Below are 16,361 nucleotides of genomic sequence, written 5' to 3'. Positions count from 1 at the left end.
TACCAATCTGACTACTTTTATTATAGGTGATGAGGAAAGCGGAAATCAAAACATACTTCTTATACTTTGTCCATATATATGAAGAAGAAAGGGGAATGACGATGGATGTAAGAGAACATACTTTTTTCTCTCTGCTTATTATTAGTTATTTTATTGCCTTTGGGGTTATACTTGGTGGTTCATTAATTGGTGGATTTGGTGCATTTCTTATCGGAAAACCAACTCTAACTTACATTAATCAATTCGCCCAAAATTTAAGAATTTGGGCACTCGTTGCAGCAATTGGCGGAACATTTGATACTTTTTATAGCTTTGAAAGAAGTTTCTTTGGCGGAGATATGAAAGATATTGTAAAACAAATTCTCCTTATTTTTTTCGCAACGGGTGGTATGCAAACAGGTCTTACTATTATTAAATGGCTAACGCAGGAACATGTATGAGAGTACCAAGTGCCAATACAGCAAAAAAATGGTATTTAGTTTTAGCTGGTGCTGCTGTTGGAGGCGTGTTAAGCTGGTTTGTTTTTTTGTACATATACGGTGTTTTTCAAGAAGAACAAGCTAGTAAAATAGCAGAGCAACGAGAAATTATAGAAAAACAAGAAGCAAAGCTCCACGTCCTTCTCGAAGATCAAGAAAAATTGAATACAGAAAATAAACGGCTCTTAACTATTCAAGAGATTAAAATAAAACTTATAAATCGAGAAAAATACGATTTAGACAACCTTACACTCGAAAATATGACTACGTCTATCCATAATGACCTCCAACATCTTTTAACGAAAAACATTCAAAGTATAGCAAAAAATAAAGACCTACTCAAAAAGGTAATCGAAAACAAAACGTACAAACATTACGATCGGCTATACCGTTTCAAAGTCGATACGATATCTTTTGATACAGTGCTTGAAATTAGCATTACGATAGAGAAAGAAAAATAAAGAAGGAGGGCTTTAGCGCCGCTCCTTCTTTTCGTTTTCATATATAATCTCTTATCTACACAACTCACGTAAATCAGCAAAAAGACGATCCGCTTCTTCCCAAGAAGATGCTTTTGCACCAGAAGCCATCGGATGCCCTCCGCCATTATATTGCATTGCTAATTTATTTATCACTGGTCCTTTTGAACGAAGACGAACACGAATCACATCGTCTTCCTCTAAAAATAGAACCCACGACTTTAATCCATCAATATTACCAAGTGCTCCAACAACACCGGATGCCTCAGAAGGAAGTACATCAAACTTTTCTAATACTTCTTTCGTTAATTTAATGTAAGCTGCTCCTTCTTCTACCATCGTAAAGTTTTGTAAAATATAGCCGTTTAAACGAGCAATCTTTTCTTTCGTCTTATACATTTCATTGTATAAATCTGTGAATTTCACATCCATATCAACAAGCTCACTCACGTAACGAAGTGTTTTCGCTGTTGTATTCGGGAATAAGAAACGACCTGTATCCCCAACAATACCAGCTAAAATAAGACGAGCTGCTTCTTTCGTTATCTGTAATCCTTTATCTTTTCCATAACTGTAAAACTCATAAATCATTTCACTTGTAGAACTTGATGTCGTATCTACCCACGTAATATCTCCGTACGGATCTTCATTCGGATGATGATCAATTTTAATTAACATCTTCCCTTTTGCATAGCGTTGATCGTCAACACGTTCTTGGTTCGCAGTATCACATACGATAACAAGTGCATTTTCATATACACTATCTTCAATATCATCCATTACTCGTAAATATTCTAGTGACGGTTCATTGTACCCAACCGTATAAATATTTTTCTCTGGAAACGATTCTTGTAGAATTGTACCAAGACCTCCCTGTGAACCTAATGCATCTGGATCTGGACGCACATGACGATGAATAATAATTGTATCAAACTCTTTAATTGCTCTTAAAATTTGCTCATGCATATGTATAATCTCCTTTTTACTCAACTTCTTCACTTTAACTTGCAGTAAAAGCCCGATTGGTGCGGGCAAATCATTAGCGCAGAAACATCCTCACACTAATTAAAGTTTCACTTTATCCTCCATTATAACGGAAAGTATTTCATACATGCGAACAATTGCTTTATAATAGAAATTAGAAAGTTTAGATATTTCTTTTTTCTCCACTATTATTTTTCACAAAGCGATGGGAGTGTGCATGATGCCAGTATTAGTCTTCTGTATTATCGTCTCATTTATGTTGTACCTCTTCTACAAAACAAAATACTTTCGTACAAACCGCCCAATGGAGAAAGGTTGGCTCTCAGGAAAATCCGCAATGGCACTTGGTTCATTCGTCTTATTCTTTGGGATAAACCAATTCTTTTTAGAACTTTCAACCGCTCGAATTATCGTTGGTGTTTTATTTGTTCTATTTGGTAGTGCAAGTGTATTTAATGGATTTCGCCAATACAAACATTTCTTACCATTAGCAGTTGAAGAAGCTGAATCTGTCTGAAGCAGTGCAAAAAAAGCATCAACATTGTGATGCTTTTTTACGTCCCTTAACTTTCAAAATCATATATGCAACAAACGCGGATGGTATATTAAAGGGGTTGCCTTGTACGTGAAAATGTAGTTGTTCTTCTTCAAAAGACATTTTTTCATATAGTTCTCGCTGAGATAATCCTGTTCGTTTCTTTTTTTCATGTAAACCTTGTAAATATAAATATTGAAGCGGTATCATCACAAGAAAGTAAAATAGTGCGATCCCACCAAAAAAGAGCACTTCTGATGACATAATGCATACCACCTTCCTGAAATCCATTTTCTTACAATTAAATTGTAACATAATATAAACTCCAATTGAATTAATATTCTGTTTTTTAGTTATACAATTGTCTCACCACATAATTCCTCTTCAGCATACTGAACATATCGCCTAATAAAAGCACTGGGATCTTTTCTAATAGGCTCGATATCAAGCCTTAACGGAATCTTTCCCGCCATAAAAAAAATTCTCGAAGCAGTCCCAAGTCGAATAGCTGTTTCCGAAATATTTTCCCCATATCCCATCATGAAATTCCCCCATACAACTTCTAACTGTCCCGAAGCAATTAAATGTAATCTCGGAACACCAATATCAAAATCTTTATAGCCAAATCCACATTCATCAAAATCGAGTAAATACCAATCCTCTTTGTCTACAAGAATATTTCCAAAATGCATATCTCCGTGAACAAATTGTTTTTCTCCCAATTGAATTGAGTTTGTAAGTTCTTGTATTCTTTCTGCAATTCTTATGCATTTATGCTTATCCGCATGCGATAGAAATGAAGCATTTAGTAATCGTTGTAAAGGCTCGTGGATTATCTTTCGCTCATTATATATAGGCCTTTCATAACCTCTCCAAGTTTGCGGCACTCTTTTGAGCACTTCATTTGTTTTTTCATGAAACTTTCGCATTAATGATCCGAGTTTTTCATAGTCCCTATCCCTTGGTTCTAAAATTTCACTTCCGTTTATAAACCTAAAGACAACAAAATACTGGATATTTCCTTCATCTTTCATAATAGGTGTGATCAAATCACCACTTTTATTGACAACTACTTCTGGTACTAACATTTGTTTTTGTATCGCTATTAACCAATGTATTTCAGCTTCTATTTGCTCGGCTGTATAACGTCCCTCTCTATACTGCCTCACTACAAATTTATTTTTGTCCGATTCGAATATATATGTTTGATTTTCTCCCCCATGTAACAATGAAACTTTCGTAAGACTATTAAAATTATATTGCTTACATAACTGCTCTTTCATGTGAAAATCCATTCTTCTCCCCCTAGTTCATATAGTGAAGCGTAGCTTCCCTGTCCAATTACACTATTATTATCTCTTAATGATTAGTAGCGTAAGCTTTCTTATCGACTAACAACCAATTTTCTATCCGTACTGATACATATCCTTCTATTTTTTCACTTCTCTATCCGAACTCTTACGTAACTTAAACAATAGCTTCAAAATCCAATAAAACAAAATAAAGTTAAAGAAAAAACCTAATGGATTAAACCAACATTCCCACCCACCATAATAAACAAACGTTTCAGCTGGTACACCAAAGTAAAGAAAATCCGGCTCATTTTCTCCTGATATAGGAATCAAGGCACCTATACTAGCAAGAGTCAAACTTACAAAATACAACCTCTTTTTAATAGCATTCATTCTTCTATGCGTTAAAACATGAATAATAATGAAACATACGACCACTAAAAAGAAAATGATTCCGCCCATTCACTTCCTCCTTATCGCTATGCCATTTCCGCATCTTCGAATTTTTCAGTATTTTTATTATACATATGAAATGATACGCTATTTATTTTTTGTTTCTATCCTTTTAAATAAAAAAATGGAACAAACCAAAGCGGTCTGCTCCATCTTTTTATTTATCGATCAACTGCACCATAAGTAATGCTTTCCCGACGACATTACCTTCATGATGCACTTCTACATCAACCTTACCAAATTTACGTCCAATTTCTAATACTTTCGGATGAACCGATACAACATTGTCAATTTGAACTGGTTTTACGAAATAAATTGTTAAGTTCTCAACAATTAAATCACTCTTCTTTTGCGCACGAATAACGCGATTCGTTGCTTCCGTCACAATTGTTGTGAATACACCGTAAGATAACGTTCCGATTGAATTCGTCATTTGCGGCGTCACTGAAAATTGATATAAATGTTCATTTTTCGCTTCTTTCGGCGTCATAAATTGATTCGTTACAATATCATCGATTGTTTCGCCGACTTGTGGTTGACGCTGAATCATTTGCAGCGCCTGAAGTACATCTTGACGACTAATAATTCCTTGCAGTTTATTCCCTTCATCAACAACTGGAAGTAACTCAATACCTTCCCACACCATCATACGTGCTGCAGCTGCGACAGACATTTTACCGTTTACCGTAATCGGATGCTTTGTCATCACTTTATCAATTGGTGTTTCTTTCACGACACCAATCATATCTTTTGAAGTTACGATACCTAACACCTTTTTATTTTCATCAACAATTGGATAACGTCCATGCATCGTTTCTTCATTGTACGCATGCCATTGCTGTACTGTATCATTTGGTTTTAAATATAACGTTTCTTCAATTGGCGTTAAAATATCTTCAACGAGTACAATTTCTTTCTTAATCAGCTGATCGTAAATCGCACGGTTAATTAACGTTGCAACTGTAAATGTATCGTAACTACTTGAAATAATCGGCAGTTTTAATTCATCTGCTAATTTCTTCACATGATCTTCCGTATCAAATCCGCCCGTAATTAATACAGCGGCTCCAGTTTCTAACGCTAATTGATGCGCGTTCGTACGGTTACCGACAATAAGTAAGTTTCCAGCTTCTGTATAGCGCATCATCGCTTCTAATTTCATTGCCCCGATTACGAATTTATTTAACGTTTTATGTAGTCCTTCTCTGCCTCCAAGTACTTGGCCATCAACAATGTTAACAACTTCTGCATATGTCAACTTTTCAATATTTTCTTTCTTCTTTTGTTCAATTCGAATGGTTCCGACACGTTCAATCGTACTAACATACCCTTTATTTTCTGCATCTTTAATTGCACGGTAAGCTGTCCCTTCACTTACACTCAAATCTTTTGCAATTTGCCTTACAGAAATTTTATGCCCTACTGGCAGGCTATTAATATGTTCTAAAATTTGGTTATGCTTGGTAGCCAAATGGTTTCACCATACTTTCTTTTCCCTAAATTCTTCATGTGTTGTATTTTCAGTATACTATATTTTCAAAACTGTTACACTCTCTCTTTATATATCTGTACTATTTTTTTTATAACAAAATACGCCTTACATTACACCACTGCTTCCATTACAACAATGTAATGGTATTGTCATCTCGTTCGATAGTTTGTCCAGCCGCTTCCATATACAATGAAGACAAGAAATGAAACAAAGGAGCGGATATATGATGAAAAAATTATTAGAGGTTGTAGGTTCTGTATTTTTAGCTTTCGTAGACGGAAAAAAAGTTGCAATGGAATTGAATGAAACACCTGAACAGCCACTTCCAAAAAGAAAAGAATCGTCAAAACAATTACAACCTTTAAAAGCTGTCCTACACACGTAAAAAACCCTTCACTTGTCTTTTCAAATGAAGGGTTTCTTTTCTATAGTGTAATACTTTCTCCAGCTTCTAATACTTTTCCTGTACAATTTTGTAGCTTTTCTACAAATTGATATGGATCTTGTTCAATAACCGGGAACGTATTGTAATGCATCGGTACAACAGTTTTCGCCTGAGTCCATTTCGCTGCTAAAACAGCATCTTCTGGTCCCATTGTGAAATTATCACCAATTGGTAAAAATGCTACATCAATGTTATTTAGCTCCCCAATTAATTTCATATCAGAGAATAGAGCAGTATCCCCTGCATGATACACAGTTTTTTCTTCTGCTGTAAATAAAATACCTGCTGGCATACCTGTATATGTAATCGTCTTATTTTCTTCATCAATATAACTAGAACCGTGGAATGCTTGTGTAAACTTCACTTTTCCGAAGTCAAATTCATGCGAACCACCAATATGCATCGAATGTGTATTTACACCTTGCCAACTTAAAAATGTCGCTAGTTCAAATGGTGCCACAACAACTGCATTATTTTTCTTCGCAAGCTCTACTGTATCTCCAACATGATCACCATGTCCATGCGATAAAAGAATTGCATCTACTTTGACATCTTCAGCCTTTAAATCCGTTGTCGGATTTCCAGTTAAAAATGGGTCAATTAAAATCACTTTTCCATTCGTTTCAATCTTTACAACTGAATGCCCGTGATAAGATACTTTCATTACTACATTCCTCCCCTATTCACATTCTCATTTTTTATTCTACATGATTTTTCAATTCCCTGTCTTTTCTAACATCTATTTACTTGTCATAACGCTTTCTTCCGATGTAAAGTTATATTTGTAATTAAATATCTCGGGGGTGCCAATCGATGAATGCTAGATTAGAAAATTTAATGCAATGGCTAAAAGAAAAAAACGTAGAAGCTGCGTTCTTAACTTCTACACCAAACGTTTTCTACATGACAAACTTCCACTGCGAACCACACGAAAGACTTCTTGGTATGTTTGTATTCCAAGAAAAAGAACCTATTTTAATTTGCCCTAAAATGGAAGAAGGTCAAGCGCGTAACGCTGGCTGGGCACATGAAATTATCGGATTTACTGATACTGACAGACCATGGGATATGATTGCAAAAGCAATTAAAGACCGCGGCATCAATGCAAATGCAGTTGCAATTGAAAAAGAACATTTAAACGTAGAGCGTTACGAAGAATTAACAAAACTATTCCCAAATGCAGCTTTCAAATCAGCTGAGGAAAAAGTTCGTGAACTTCGTTTAATTAAAGACGAAAAAGAACTTTCTATTTTACGCGAAGCAGCTAAAATGGCAGACTATGCTGTTGAAGTTGGTGTAAATGCAATTAAAGAAGATCGTAGCGAACTAGAAGTATTAGCAATTATTGAACACGAATTAAAAACAAAAGGTATACATAAAATGTCATTTGACACAATGGTATTAGCTGGTGCAAACTCTGCTCTTCCACACGGTATTCCAGGTGCAAACAAAATGAAACGCGGCGATTTCGTACTATTTGATTTAGGTGTAATCATTGACGGTTATTGCTCTGACATTACACGTACAGTAGCATTCGGCGAGATTTCTGAAGAACAAACTCGTATTTACAACACTGTACTTGCTGGACAACTACAAGCAGTTGAAGCATGTAAACCAGGTGTTACACTTGGCGCAATCGACAACGCTGCTCGTTCTGTTATCGCAGATGCAGGTTACGGCGACTTCTTCCCGCACCGCCTTGGTCACGGACTTGGAATTAGCGTACACGAATATCCAGATGTAAAAGCTGGCAACGAGTCTCCATTAAAAGAAGGTATGGTCTTCACAATCGAGCCAGGTATTTACGTACCAAACGTAGGTGGCGTTCGTATTGAAGATGATATTTACATCACAAAAGACGGATCAGAAATTTTAACGAAATTCCCGAAAGAATTACAATTTGTGAAATAAGAAAAAAGGCAGCGTAATTGCTGCCTTTTTTCTTTCTCTACTATTTCAAATTTAACACCATCTTCTCCTCATACTTATCATCCCATTTAATCACAACCTCTATCGGTTCATCTTTAGATAGAGGCGCACAACTTACACAAGAAGACTTCATTTCAATCCTTGCTCCTTTATGAACTTCTGAAGTTTGCGTCATTGCACTAAAGGTTTCATTAATAGCAATCTCTAAATTTTTAAATTCTGTATTTCCATCTCCGCCCTTATACTGAAACGTAAACATTCCATCTTCACTGTCATCCTTAATATATCCTTTATATTGCCCCGTCCAACTTTTGCTCTCACTAGAAAAAGTAACATACGAAATCGAACAACTTCCTAAAAAGAAAATACTAATAAAAAAGAATAATGCTCTCTTCATAATGCCCCTCCATTCAAAAGCACTTATTTATTGTCTATTTCTTCCTCTTATCATATTATAAAAATACAGAATTTTCTAAAACAGGAGGTTTATATGTTACAACAACAGTTAGAAGAAATTCGTAATAATAATTACATAACGGATAACACAATTAACATGGATTCTTTAAGTTCCAATATGCTTGAGCATATCGGTGTTACTGATAGCTATTTAAGAGACAAACTTATTTACTCTACTTTTTTTCATCTCATCAAAAAGGACTACATTTCACACACGCAATTAGAGAAACTATTATTAGAAAGCATGAGTGAAAAATATTTATTGTATAAAATTCATTCGGATGACGAAGATGCTGTATTTACCCGTGCATTTACGACATTATTACTTGCGCTCATTATTGATGCTGATACAAAATATAATTTCTTATCACAGAATGATATTTTAACTGTAAAAGATCAATTGATTCTATATATGAACAATGAACATGATTTCCGCGGATATGTTCAAGACCGTGGCTGGGCACATAGTATCGCTCATGCTTCCGATACATTTGAGGCGCTTGTGAATAGTCCTAAACTGGGAACTTTATATTACGAAGAAATATTACAAACTTTATTAAACAAAGTTTGTGTTCATTCCCTCTATTACAAATACGAAGAAGATGAGCGTCTCGTTTATCCTATTGTCGCAATGCTGCAAAATGGTCTAAAGGAAGAAGTACTCATATTAGCCCTTCGTGATTTAGTAGCTCAATTACAAGTTCAAAAATCAACGCTACATATTGAATCATACGAATTTCTATACGGAAATATAAAATCTTTCTTACGTAGCTTATTTTTCAGATTACGTACAATGTCTATATGTAAAGAAACTGAATACGAAATTGAAAAATTACTACAAGGACTTCGCCAATATTACTAAAAAAAGAAGGCCACTCAAAAAGTGCCTTCTTCTATTTCACTAATATTTAATTGAAATTTCACGATCCAAACTGAGAAAAGGTGGACAAGAATCGCAAACGCCATACATGCTCCGCTTAAAAAAGTTAGTATAGGATGCGAATACACGTGCCCTAATCCATAGGATATCGCCACGAAAAACATTGTTATGTAAATATAAATTGCCCCATGTATTTGCCTCATATGAACCTCCTTTTCCCATATTATAACATAAGTTTTCTGATTATTCACATTAATCTCTTGTAATCAATATTTCTCAACTGTTACACCTCTAACAGCAGCCTTAATATACGGTGCTCCTTGTAAACTTTGTAAATCCTCTGTTTTGCCTGTTACGACTACACCGTATATTTGTAGGTCTTTCGGTTCAGTGTTTTTTATTTCATTATAGTTTGTCCTAAAATACTCTTGAAATCCCCCTTTATTTTCACTTAAAGATTTCATAGATTCAAGAAACCCCGCTGAGTTTCCTTTAATATCCTCGCACTCATCTTCCTTCTTATCAGCATAACTACCCTTAAAACCAAAAATATTCATCGATACCTCTGCGTTTAACACTGCTCCAGTTTCAGGATCTGCTAGTCCGGTATACGTCTCTGCTTTCGTTTCATCATATGTATCTATCCAAAGCCACACAGGTCGTATTCCTTCAGGAAGCATTTTCACTACTTCTTCCGCTGTATATGCCTTATCAAAAGATAGTGCTACCTCTGCAACTTTATTCTGCAATTCACTAATTCTCTCTAAATCATTAACATAGTTTAAATACGTTACAAAAGGTAAATAAAATCGCATTTCTCTTTGCATTGTCTGTCTATTGTAATCTTGCCTTGTAGCAAATTCTGATTGTTTATTTATATTCTCTTCTTCTAAACCTGTATTTCCATTATCATTTTTTTGACTATAACCAAAGATCGAATACTCATAAATTTCATCAATCCATTTAACTGGTTGTCCTTGAATATTTTTATAGGAACTGTACATCATCGTACCGCTAGCTATTCCCATACTTAGTTTTGTATGTCCATTAAAAATAATATTAGGCCCTTGAACACTTTGTCTTAAATATACTCTCTGATCCATTTCTCGCTTACTCTTCTCGTTAAAATAAATTAACAAACTCATACTACCTATAATCAAGACTAACGTCACAACTACTGAAATAACTAGGTTTCTCCAAAACTGTCTCCTTTTCACCCTCTTCATCAAAGTCTTCATCTGCTTATCATCCATATTCAAATCAAAGTCCTTCCGACTCATCGTTTCTCCTCCTATATAATTTTTTAAATTGATTTCTTGCACGGTACAAACTTGTTTTCACTGTATCTTCTTTCATACTTAATAAAATGGCAATTTCCTTATAAGATAGTTCATATTCATATTTCAACAGTAAAATATGACGATAATCCTCCGTCATCGTCTCCAATATTTCCTGTACCTCACATTGTAGTTCACTTGTTAAAAGCACTTCATCTAATGACTTTTGACCAATAAGAACGACCGATTCAATTGCGATTGGGTTTAGTCTTTTTTCTTTTCGGTGTAAATCTCGGTGCTGATTGATCGCCACTCTAAAAAGCCACGGTGTTAAATGCTCTAATGGTATTTCCTCCATAAGCAATAAAGCTTTATACAACGTATCTTGTACAATATCTTCTGCTTCTTTTCTATTTGCTCCAATCTTAATTAAGTATCCAAACACTGCTTTTGACTTCTCTATTAATAACGATTCAAATGTATCATGGCTCATCTAGCTCTCCTCTCTATATACTCAACGTTTGAGAGCGTAAAATGTATACAGCTTTTCTATAAATTTTTTTCAAAATAAAAAGCACATCTATTTTGATGCGCTTCTCTCAAAAATACTATTCTATTATTTCATCTCTTCTTTCACAACATCTTGAATCATAACAACTTCTGTTTTCATATCAACAGACGGAGCTTCTTCATCAATACATTCATACCAAAACGCTAAGTGCTTTTTATCAATTTCATGATGAGAATTTTCGACAAGAGCCCCGCCTTCTCCTTGCACAGAATACCAATATAAGTACTCTTCTCCATCTCTTATTTCCCGGAAAATTGTCTCAACGTACATCTTTTCGTCGTTTAGTGTCAAAAGCACTTCTTTCATATTGTCATTAAGAAGCTGCATCCATTCATCTACACGATGACTTTTACCTTGTTTCACTTTAAATCTCGTTAACTCCACATTCATTTTTATTCCCCCGTTTTCTTACGTACAAATAAACTATATTCTAACGGATTATGAAAACTTAATTTACTAGCTAATTTTTGCGAAGGAATATTTTCTACATAACAATCCCAGCACGGTGTTATACCATTTTGCATGCAATGTTCAATGAACCGTGTTGCAACAGCTTGGGCTAATCCTTTCCCTTGATATGCTTTATGCGTCGCGATATCAATTTCAGCAAATCCATTCCCATTAAATATCGAAACACATTCAGCTACAATTATCCCATCTTGTTCTATACAAAATCCAAAACCACCGTTCAAAAATAGCTCTTTTGATCCCCAATATTCTTTATAATACTCCTCTGTAAATTCATTGCTTCGTTCTATATCACTTTTATTAATACGCTTCACTTCATATGTATTTTTGTTTGAATCTCGTTTTCTCTCTTCAAAAATTTCTCGTTGAAATTTCATTCGCGGGATGTTCCGAAGTGCATTACTAAAACGCCCTTCAATCATCATTTCCCACTCTTCAATTGAAGTGAAGAGTGTAAATCTCTTCTCTGTTTTTTCAATGGCCATTTTTAAATACGCAAATAAATCTTCGTTATAATTGTGATCATCCGTATCACCAAATAAATAATAGATACCGTTAGCTGTACGAATTAATCCTGCTGTTAACTTCTCGTTTGTAAAAACTTCACCATCTATCATTTGATCACATACCGCATAAGCAAACGTCGTCGTTTTTGTATGACTTTCTAAAATCGGAAAGATTTTTCTATACTCAGCTACAGATAATTTTTTCATAACTGCTCCACTTTAATCGTATCAGCTTCTATATTTTCAAAACAAAGATTTACTGTTCTCTTTAATGCTCTCGTTCTATGAATCGTGCATGCTGGAATTAAGATAGAATCATTCGGCTTTAAAACTGCTGTTTCTCCATCTTCAAAATCGATAAGTAATTCTCCCTCTAGCACAATAAATAATTCATCCGAATTAGAATGATAGTGCCAATCATATTCACCAGTAAATACAGCGATTCGTAAGCAATGACTATTTACATTTGAAACGACAAAATTTTTATGTTGATCTTGAATGTCCTTCGTTAATTCTATTAAGTTCACAGTTTCCATCTTTCGTCCCACCCTTTCATTAGTCGTTCTTCTGAAAAAACAACTTAGTCTCCACCACCTCCGCAATCTCCTCCACTATCACTTGAGCTACTACAATCGTTGCTACTGTAGTCACTGAATCCACTTGATGAGCTTGAAGCATCTGAAGATTTTTTTCTCATTTTTCTTTGCTTATCGTTCTTACTTTCATAACTAGGCCACACTTTATTAAATAATATAAAGAATAAGACTAGCTCTATTGCGACAAGGAGATACCCAAAAACATTCTCAATAATATTGGGTGTTATCCCAAAACTGTAAAACACCCTAGCTGAATAAAGACACAAAATTACATACAGAGCCATACAAATATACCGAAATGTTTTCTCTATCATAATGACTATTTTTTGTGATAGAGGTATGTTCTGTTCCTGTTTTTTCTTCATATACTTTTGTCTTTTAACTTGCCTTTTCTTCCGCTTTTTACTCCCCATTAAATCTCCTCTTTCGACTTCTTTTTTCATTTAATTCCAAATTATCACAAAAAATAACATTATAACAAGCTATATTTCACGTAAAGTTTTGTTTACTTTTTGTAAAGTTTTATTTACTTATTACCTAAAAATGGATATAGTAAATGTAACAAATTTACAAAAAGGAGACTTTGTATATTTGATTAAAAATAAGGTGAAACAATTCCGCGTCGTTAGAGACATCACCCAAGAACAATTAGCTTCCTCTGTTCAAATCACTAGACAATCCCTCATCGCTATCGAGAAGAATAAATACAACCCGAGTTTAGAATTAGCATTGAAATTATGTGAGTTTTTCAACTGTAAAGTAGAAGATTTATTTCAATTAGATAAAACTGGGGAGGAAAAAGAATGAAAAACCCTTTTAATCAAAAGTTCATTTCGCATCTTACCTTTTTATTGTTAGGTTCAACTTTTCTTTATTTCACTAGTAATGATGAAGAAAAAATTACTTCTGTCCTTCTATTCGCTGGCGTATTTATACTCTTAGACTCGATACTATTCGTAGTGAAACAAATATTCTTTAAGAAAAAAAAGAGGGATCCCGAAAAATATCCATTACCTGAGATGGATGAAAGAATCGAGAAGATGAGTTTAAAACTTATGGCGCAAATTTTTGGTCTCTCTCATTTAATCGGTTCTGCGATACTATTTATTTTATATATCACTGACAAAAATTCGATGATACGAGTTGAGTATGCCTTGTATTACTTATTCGGCATTCTTTTCTTTACAATGATGTTCGGATTGAAAATTGTAAAGAAACTAGACAATTAATCCAAGCAAAAAGCCCCTCCTTACAAAAGGAGGGGCTTACATGTATTTCTATTATGATAAAGCTGGAGCTTTTTCAAGAAGCTCTTTCGCATCAGCGTATTGTAAGCCGTGAGCTTCTGCAACTGCTTCGAATGTTACATAGCCATCTAATGTGTTAATACCTTTTAGTAATGCAGTGTTTCCTAAGCAAGCATCTTTGTAGCCTTTGTTCGCAATTTGTACTGCATATGGTACTGTTACGTTTGTTAATGCAAGAGTTGATGTACGTGGAACCGCACCTGGCATATTAGCAACTGCATAATGAACAACGCCGTGTTTTTCGTAAGTTGGGTTGTCGTGAGTTGTAATACGGTCAGTTGTTTCGAAAATACCACCTTGGTCAATCGCGATATCTACAACGACAGAACCTGGTTCCATTGATTGAATCATTTCTTCTGTTACAAGTTTTGGCGCTTTTGCACCTGGAATTAATACTGCTCCAATAACAAGGTCAGATTCTTTTACAGCTTCTGCAATGTTGTATGGATTAGACATTAACGTTTTTACTTGGTTACCGAAAATGTCATCTAGTTGACGAAGACGTTCTGCGCTTAAGTCGATGATTGTTACATCTGCACCTAAACCTACTGCAATCTTCGCTGCGTTCGTACCAGCTTGACCACCGCCGATAATTGTTACTTTGCCGCGTTTTACCCCTGGAACGCCTGCAAGTAAAATACCTTTACCGCCTTTGTTTTTCTCAAGGAATTGTGCACCGATTTGTGCAGACATACGACCAGCTACTTCACTCATTGGTGCAAGTAATGGTAATGAACGATTGTCTAATTGTACTGTTTCGTATGCAATTGATACAACTTTGTTATCAATTAATGCTTTCGTTAATTCTGGTTCTGGAGCTAAGTGTAAGTATGTGAATAAAATTAAACCTTCGCGGAAATAGCCGTATTCACTTGCAACTGGCTCTTTTACCTTCATAACCATATCTTGATTCCATGCTTCTTCAGCAGTTTCAACAAGTTTTGCACCAGCTTGTACGTATTCTTCATCTGTAAAGCCTGATCCTATACCTGCTCCTTTTTGAACAAAAACTTCATGACCATTTTGTACTAAATGTACCGCTCCCGCTGGCGTCATTGCCACACGGTTTTCATTGTTTTTAATTTCTGTTGGAATACCGATACGCATTATTAGTTCCCCCTTGAGTTATGAAATGACCCCTGAATCATTTTTTAAAGCGCTTTCTACGCTCTTATATTTTAACATAATATCTCAATATTTGACAAAAAATAATACAAGTTTTCCGATAGATTTAATCTTACATGAAAGGACAGTATTATCCACACCTCTCAGCATACAGGATAAACTGTCCAATTATACGAAACTTCAATTTATTTCGCTCTATCGATGTCTATGAATAACATCTACTGCACCAGTTACTTCAATAATTGTACCGGTAATCATATCGGAATCTTCCTCACATAAAAACGAAATCGTTCTTGCGATATCTTCACCTGTTCCCGATCTACCAATTGGTGTGTTACGTTCTTTCAACTGACGTGCTTCTTGAATTGTCGCTTCTTTCATTTCACCAATAATATCACCAGGACATACCATGTTCGCAGTAATACCATATTCTGCTTCTTCATAAGCAACTGTTTTCGTTAATGAAACAAGTCCTACTTTCGCTGCTGCAAAAGCTGAACGATAAATCCATCCTGGTGCGCTATCTGCCCCTTGGAATCCGTAATTAATAATACGGCCAAAGTTCTGTTTTCTCATAATCGGAACGACAAGTTTTAACAAATGAAACACCGCTGTTAAATTACCCTGAATCATTTCATTCCATTCGTCTTCTTCATAATCGACTAACTTTTTTCGTTCAAACACATATGGACCAGCATTATTAATTAAAAAATCAATTTTGCCAAAACGGCTTATCGCTTCTTCTACTATTTTATGTAAATCTTCCTTTTTCGTGACATCCGCTTGCACGAATTGTAGACGCTCTTCCATATTTTTATATGTTTCTTTCATCGTTTCCATAGCAGTTATATCGCTATGGTATGTTACTGTTACTGAATACCCTTTAGCCAATAACTTTTCTGTTACTTGCTTTCCTAAACCTTTCGTACCGGCTGTAATGAGCGCGTGTCTCACAAACATGCCTCCTTTTAAATTGCTATACTTCATATGTAACAAGTTCTCGCCCCAATTACAACTAAAATGAATTAAAGCAAAGTTTTCAAAATTCTGTAACGTTTCCGACAAGCACATTACCAAAATTTGTTTT

Annotated in this window: 24 protein-coding genes; 8 read left to right on the top strand and 16 right to left on the bottom strand. The window is 35.0% G+C overall.

Annotation, left to right across the window (positions count from 1 at the left end; translation table 11 throughout):
- The first annotated feature begins 26 nt into the window (after positions 1–26).
- Positions 27–440: a sporulation membrane protein YtrH gene (gene ytrH / locus DN394_RS05300; RefSeq protein ID WP_073516695.1), complete on the top strand. Its 414-nt coding sequence runs from the start codon at positions 27–29 to the stop codon at positions 438–440.
- Positions 437–940 carry a sporulation membrane protein YtrI gene (gene ytrI, locus DN394_RS05295; protein WP_046958744.1) on the top strand — a complete coding sequence of 168 codons (504 nt, stop codon included), beginning with the start codon at positions 437–439 and terminating at the stop codon, positions 938–940. The genes ytrH and ytrI overlap by 4 nt, the downstream gene beginning before the upstream one ends.
- Positions 941–991: 51 nt before the next feature.
- Here ytrI and DN394_RS05290 read toward each other — a convergent pair whose 3' ends face one another.
- Positions 992–1,924 (bottom strand): DHH family phosphoesterase, encoded by a 933-nt coding sequence (locus DN394_RS05290; protein ID WP_000545158.1) that lies wholly within the window; start codon positions 1,922–1,924, stop codon positions 992–994.
- A gap of 238 nt (positions 1,925–2,162) precedes the next feature.
- Between DN394_RS05290 and DN394_RS05280 the strand changes: the two genes are divergently transcribed.
- On the top strand, positions 2,163–2,459 hold the full coding sequence (locus DN394_RS05280) for a YtpI family protein (protein ID WP_001144772.1): 297 nt from the start codon (positions 2,163–2,165) through the stop codon (positions 2,457–2,459).
- An 18-nt stretch (positions 2,460–2,477) separates the two neighbouring features.
- Here DN394_RS05280 and DN394_RS05275 read toward each other — a convergent pair whose 3' ends face one another.
- The 4 genes from DN394_RS05275 to DN394_RS05260 form a co-directional block, all read right to left on the bottom strand.
- A complete protein-coding gene (locus tag DN394_RS05275; protein ID WP_046956224.1) occupies positions 2,478–2,741 on the bottom strand; it encodes a DUF3949 domain-containing protein in 264 nt (87 codons plus the stop codon).
- Between the two features lie 89 nt (positions 2,742–2,830).
- Positions 2,831–3,772 (bottom strand): phosphotransferase enzyme family protein, encoded by a 942-nt coding sequence (locus DN394_RS05270; protein WP_098953866.1) that lies wholly within the window; start codon positions 3,770–3,772, stop codon positions 2,831–2,833.
- 135 nt (positions 3,773–3,907) lie between these two features.
- The gene (locus tag DN394_RS05265; protein WP_098128282.1) at positions 3,908–4,231 is read right to left on the bottom strand and encodes a hypothetical protein; all 324 of its coding nucleotides are present in this window, start codon (positions 4,229–4,231) and stop codon (positions 3,908–3,910) included.
- A 148-nt stretch (positions 4,232–4,379) separates the two neighbouring features.
- A complete protein-coding gene (locus DN394_RS05260) occupies positions 4,380–5,693 on the bottom strand; it encodes a CBS domain-containing protein (protein ID WP_088082282.1) in 1,314 nt (437 codons plus the stop codon).
- 244 nt (positions 5,694–5,937) lie between these two features.
- Here DN394_RS05260 and DN394_RS28875 point away from each other — a divergent pair, with 244 nt between their 5' ends.
- On the top strand, positions 5,938–6,099 hold the full coding sequence (locus DN394_RS28875; RefSeq protein WP_098953865.1) for a hypothetical protein: 162 nt from the start codon (positions 5,938–5,940) through the stop codon (positions 6,097–6,099).
- A gap of 40 nt (positions 6,100–6,139) precedes the next feature.
- On the opposite strand, the gene DN394_RS05255 is transcribed toward DN394_RS28875, so the two are convergent.
- Complete coding sequence (locus DN394_RS05255) at positions 6,140–6,823, bottom strand: metal-dependent hydrolase (RefSeq protein WP_098953864.1); 684 nt, start codon at positions 6,821–6,823, stop codon at positions 6,140–6,142.
- Positions 6,824–6,972: 149 nt separating this feature from the next.
- Between DN394_RS05255 and pepQ the strand changes: the two genes are divergently transcribed.
- Positions 6,973–8,070 carry a Xaa-Pro dipeptidase gene (pepQ, locus tag DN394_RS05250; protein WP_000994026.1) on the top strand — a complete coding sequence of 366 codons (1,098 nt, stop codon included), beginning with the start codon at positions 6,973–6,975 and terminating at the stop codon, positions 8,068–8,070.
- A 40-nt stretch (positions 8,071–8,110) separates the two neighbouring features.
- Here the strand turns inward: pepQ and DN394_RS05245 are convergent, their stop codons facing one another.
- Entirely contained in the window at positions 8,111–8,485 is a 375-nt protein-coding gene (locus DN394_RS05245) for a hypothetical protein (protein ID WP_097916527.1), read from the bottom strand.
- A 93-nt stretch (positions 8,486–8,578) separates the two neighbouring features.
- Between DN394_RS05245 and DN394_RS05240 the strand changes: the two genes are divergently transcribed.
- Entirely contained in the window at positions 8,579–9,406 is an 828-nt protein-coding gene (locus DN394_RS05240) for a DUF2785 domain-containing protein (RefSeq protein WP_098953863.1), read from the top strand.
- Between the two features lie 14 nt (positions 9,407–9,420).
- Here the strand turns inward: DN394_RS05240 and DN394_RS05235 are convergent, their stop codons facing one another.
- From DN394_RS05235 to DN394_RS05205, 7 genes are all read right to left on the bottom strand, one after another.
- Positions 9,421–9,627 (bottom strand): hypothetical protein, encoded by a 207-nt coding sequence (locus tag DN394_RS05235; RefSeq protein ID WP_001248904.1) that lies wholly within the window; start codon positions 9,625–9,627, stop codon positions 9,421–9,423.
- A 63-nt stretch (positions 9,628–9,690) separates the two neighbouring features.
- Entirely contained in the window at positions 9,691–10,704 is a 1,014-nt protein-coding gene (locus DN394_RS05230) for an anti-sigma factor (protein WP_098953862.1), read from the bottom strand.
- Positions 10,685–11,194: an RNA polymerase sigma factor gene (locus DN394_RS05225; protein ID WP_098953861.1), complete on the bottom strand. Its 510-nt coding sequence runs from the start codon at positions 11,192–11,194 to the stop codon at positions 10,685–10,687. Before DN394_RS05225 ends, DN394_RS05230 begins: the two co-directional genes overlap by 20 nt.
- A gap of 123 nt (positions 11,195–11,317) precedes the next feature.
- A complete protein-coding gene (locus tag DN394_RS05220; RefSeq protein ID WP_098953860.1) occupies positions 11,318–11,662 on the bottom strand; it encodes a DUF6176 family protein in 345 nt (114 codons plus the stop codon).
- 2 nt (positions 11,663–11,664) lie between these two features.
- Positions 11,665–12,453, bottom strand: coding sequence for a GNAT family N-acetyltransferase (locus DN394_RS05215; protein WP_098953859.1), 789 nt, complete (start codon positions 12,451–12,453; stop codon positions 11,665–11,667).
- Positions 12,450–12,782, bottom strand: a complete 333-nt coding sequence (locus tag DN394_RS05210) for a cupin domain-containing protein (RefSeq protein ID WP_000450941.1) — start codon at positions 12,780–12,782, stop codon at positions 12,450–12,452. Before DN394_RS05210 ends, DN394_RS05215 begins: the two co-directional genes overlap by 4 nt.
- Before the next feature lie 44 nt (positions 12,783–12,826).
- Positions 12,827–13,255 carry a hypothetical protein gene (locus DN394_RS05205; protein ID WP_098953858.1) on the bottom strand — a complete coding sequence of 143 codons (429 nt, stop codon included), beginning with the start codon at positions 13,253–13,255 and terminating at the stop codon, positions 12,827–12,829.
- A gap of 130 nt (positions 13,256–13,385) precedes the next feature.
- On the opposite strand from DN394_RS05205, the gene DN394_RS05200 reads away from it, so the two are divergent.
- Together DN394_RS05200 and DN394_RS05195 are read left to right on the top strand one after the other, a co-directional pair.
- Positions 13,386–13,649: a helix-turn-helix transcriptional regulator gene (locus DN394_RS05200; protein ID WP_137036656.1), complete on the top strand. Its 264-nt coding sequence runs from the start codon at positions 13,386–13,388 to the stop codon at positions 13,647–13,649.
- Positions 13,646–14,071: a hypothetical protein gene (locus DN394_RS05195; protein ID WP_098953857.1), complete on the top strand. Its 426-nt coding sequence runs from the start codon at positions 13,646–13,648 to the stop codon at positions 14,069–14,071. Before DN394_RS05200 ends, DN394_RS05195 begins: the two co-directional genes overlap by 4 nt.
- Positions 14,072–14,122: 51 nt before the next feature.
- Here the strand turns inward: DN394_RS05195 and ald are convergent, their stop codons facing one another.
- Complete coding sequence (ald, locus tag DN394_RS05190; RefSeq protein WP_001219390.1) at positions 14,123–15,256, bottom strand: alanine dehydrogenase; 1,134 nt, start codon at positions 15,254–15,256, stop codon at positions 14,123–14,125.
- Between the two features lie 213 nt (positions 15,257–15,469).
- A complete protein-coding gene (locus tag DN394_RS05185; RefSeq protein WP_033657720.1) occupies positions 15,470–16,261 on the bottom strand; it encodes an SDR family oxidoreductase in 792 nt (263 codons plus the stop codon).
- Between the last annotated feature and the right edge of the window lie 100 nt (positions 16,262–16,361).

This window comes from Bacillus sp. BB081 (assembly GCF_008368895.1).
GTDB classification, from domain to species: domain Bacteria; phylum Bacillota; class Bacilli; order Bacillales; family Bacillaceae_G; genus Bacillus_A; species Bacillus_A wiedmannii.
Note: the sequence above shows the minus strand (reverse complement) of the source record. Positions and strands in the feature narration are given on the sequence as shown.

Excerpts from the sequence above, each read along its gene's own strand:
- DN394_RS05205 (WP_098953858.1), bottom strand. The coding sequence starts at position 13,255 with ATGGGGAGTAAAAAGCGGAAGAAAAGGCAAGTTAAAAGACAAAAGTAT.
- DN394_RS05220 (WP_098953860.1), bottom strand. The coding sequence starts at position 11,662 with ATGAATGTGGAGTTAACGAGATTTAAAGTGAAACAAGGTAAAAGTCAT.
- DN394_RS05210 (WP_000450941.1), bottom strand. The coding sequence starts at position 12,782 with ATGGAAACTGTGAACTTAATAGAATTAACGAAGGACATTCAAGATCAA.
- DN394_RS05265 (WP_098128282.1), bottom strand. The coding sequence starts at position 4,231 with ATGGGCGGAATCATTTTCTTTTTAGTGGTCGTATGTTTCATTATTATT.
- DN394_RS05230 (WP_098953862.1), bottom strand. The coding sequence starts at position 10,704 with ATGAGTCGGAAGGACTTTGATTTGAATATGGATGATAAGCAGATGAAG.
- DN394_RS05235 (WP_001248904.1), bottom strand. The coding sequence starts at position 9,627 with ATGAGGCAAATACATGGGGCAATTTATATTTACATAACAATGTTTTTC.
- DN394_RS05215 (WP_098953859.1), bottom strand. The coding sequence starts at position 12,453 with ATGAAAAAATTATCTGTAGCTGAGTATAGAAAAATCTTTCCGATTTTA.
- ytrI (WP_046958744.1), top strand. The coding sequence starts at position 437 with ATGAGAGTACCAAGTGCCAATACAGCAAAAAAATGGTATTTAGTTTTA.
- DN394_RS05270 (WP_098953866.1), bottom strand. The coding sequence starts at position 3,772 with ATGGATTTTCACATGAAAGAGCAGTTATGTAAGCAATATAATTTTAAT.
- DN394_RS05245 (WP_097916527.1), bottom strand. The coding sequence starts at position 8,485 with ATGAAGAGAGCATTATTCTTTTTTATTAGTATTTTCTTTTTAGGAAGT.
- DN394_RS05290 (WP_000545158.1), bottom strand. The coding sequence starts at position 1,924 with ATGCATGAGCAAATTTTAAGAGCAATTAAAGAGTTTGATACAATTATT.
- DN394_RS05240 (WP_098953863.1), top strand. The coding sequence starts at position 8,579 with ATGTTACAACAACAGTTAGAAGAAATTCGTAATAATAATTACATAACG.
- DN394_RS05200 (WP_137036656.1), top strand. The coding sequence starts at position 13,386 with ATGGATATAGTAAATGTAACAAATTTACAAAAAGGAGACTTTGTATAT.
- ald (WP_001219390.1), bottom strand. The coding sequence starts at position 15,256 with ATGCGTATCGGTATTCCAACAGAAATTAAAAACAATGAAAACCGTGTG.
- DN394_RS05225 (WP_098953861.1), bottom strand. The coding sequence starts at position 11,194 with ATGAGCCATGATACATTTGAATCGTTATTAATAGAGAAGTCAAAAGCA.
- DN394_RS05280 (WP_001144772.1), top strand. The coding sequence starts at position 2,163 with ATGCCAGTATTAGTCTTCTGTATTATCGTCTCATTTATGTTGTACCTC.
- DN394_RS05255 (WP_098953864.1), bottom strand. The coding sequence starts at position 6,823 with ATGAAAGTATCTTATCACGGGCATTCAGTTGTAAAGATTGAAACGAAT.
- DN394_RS28875 (WP_098953865.1), top strand. The coding sequence starts at position 5,938 with ATGATGAAAAAATTATTAGAGGTTGTAGGTTCTGTATTTTTAGCTTTC.
- DN394_RS05185 (WP_033657720.1), bottom strand. The coding sequence starts at position 16,261 with ATGAAGTATAGCAATTTAAAAGGAGGCATGTTTGTGAGACACGCGCTC.
- DN394_RS05195 (WP_098953857.1), top strand. The coding sequence starts at position 13,646 with ATGAAAAACCCTTTTAATCAAAAGTTCATTTCGCATCTTACCTTTTTA.
- pepQ (WP_000994026.1), top strand. The coding sequence starts at position 6,973 with ATGAATGCTAGATTAGAAAATTTAATGCAATGGCTAAAAGAAAAAAAC.
- DN394_RS05275 (WP_046956224.1), bottom strand. The coding sequence starts at position 2,741 with ATGTCATCAGAAGTGCTCTTTTTTGGTGGGATCGCACTATTTTACTTT.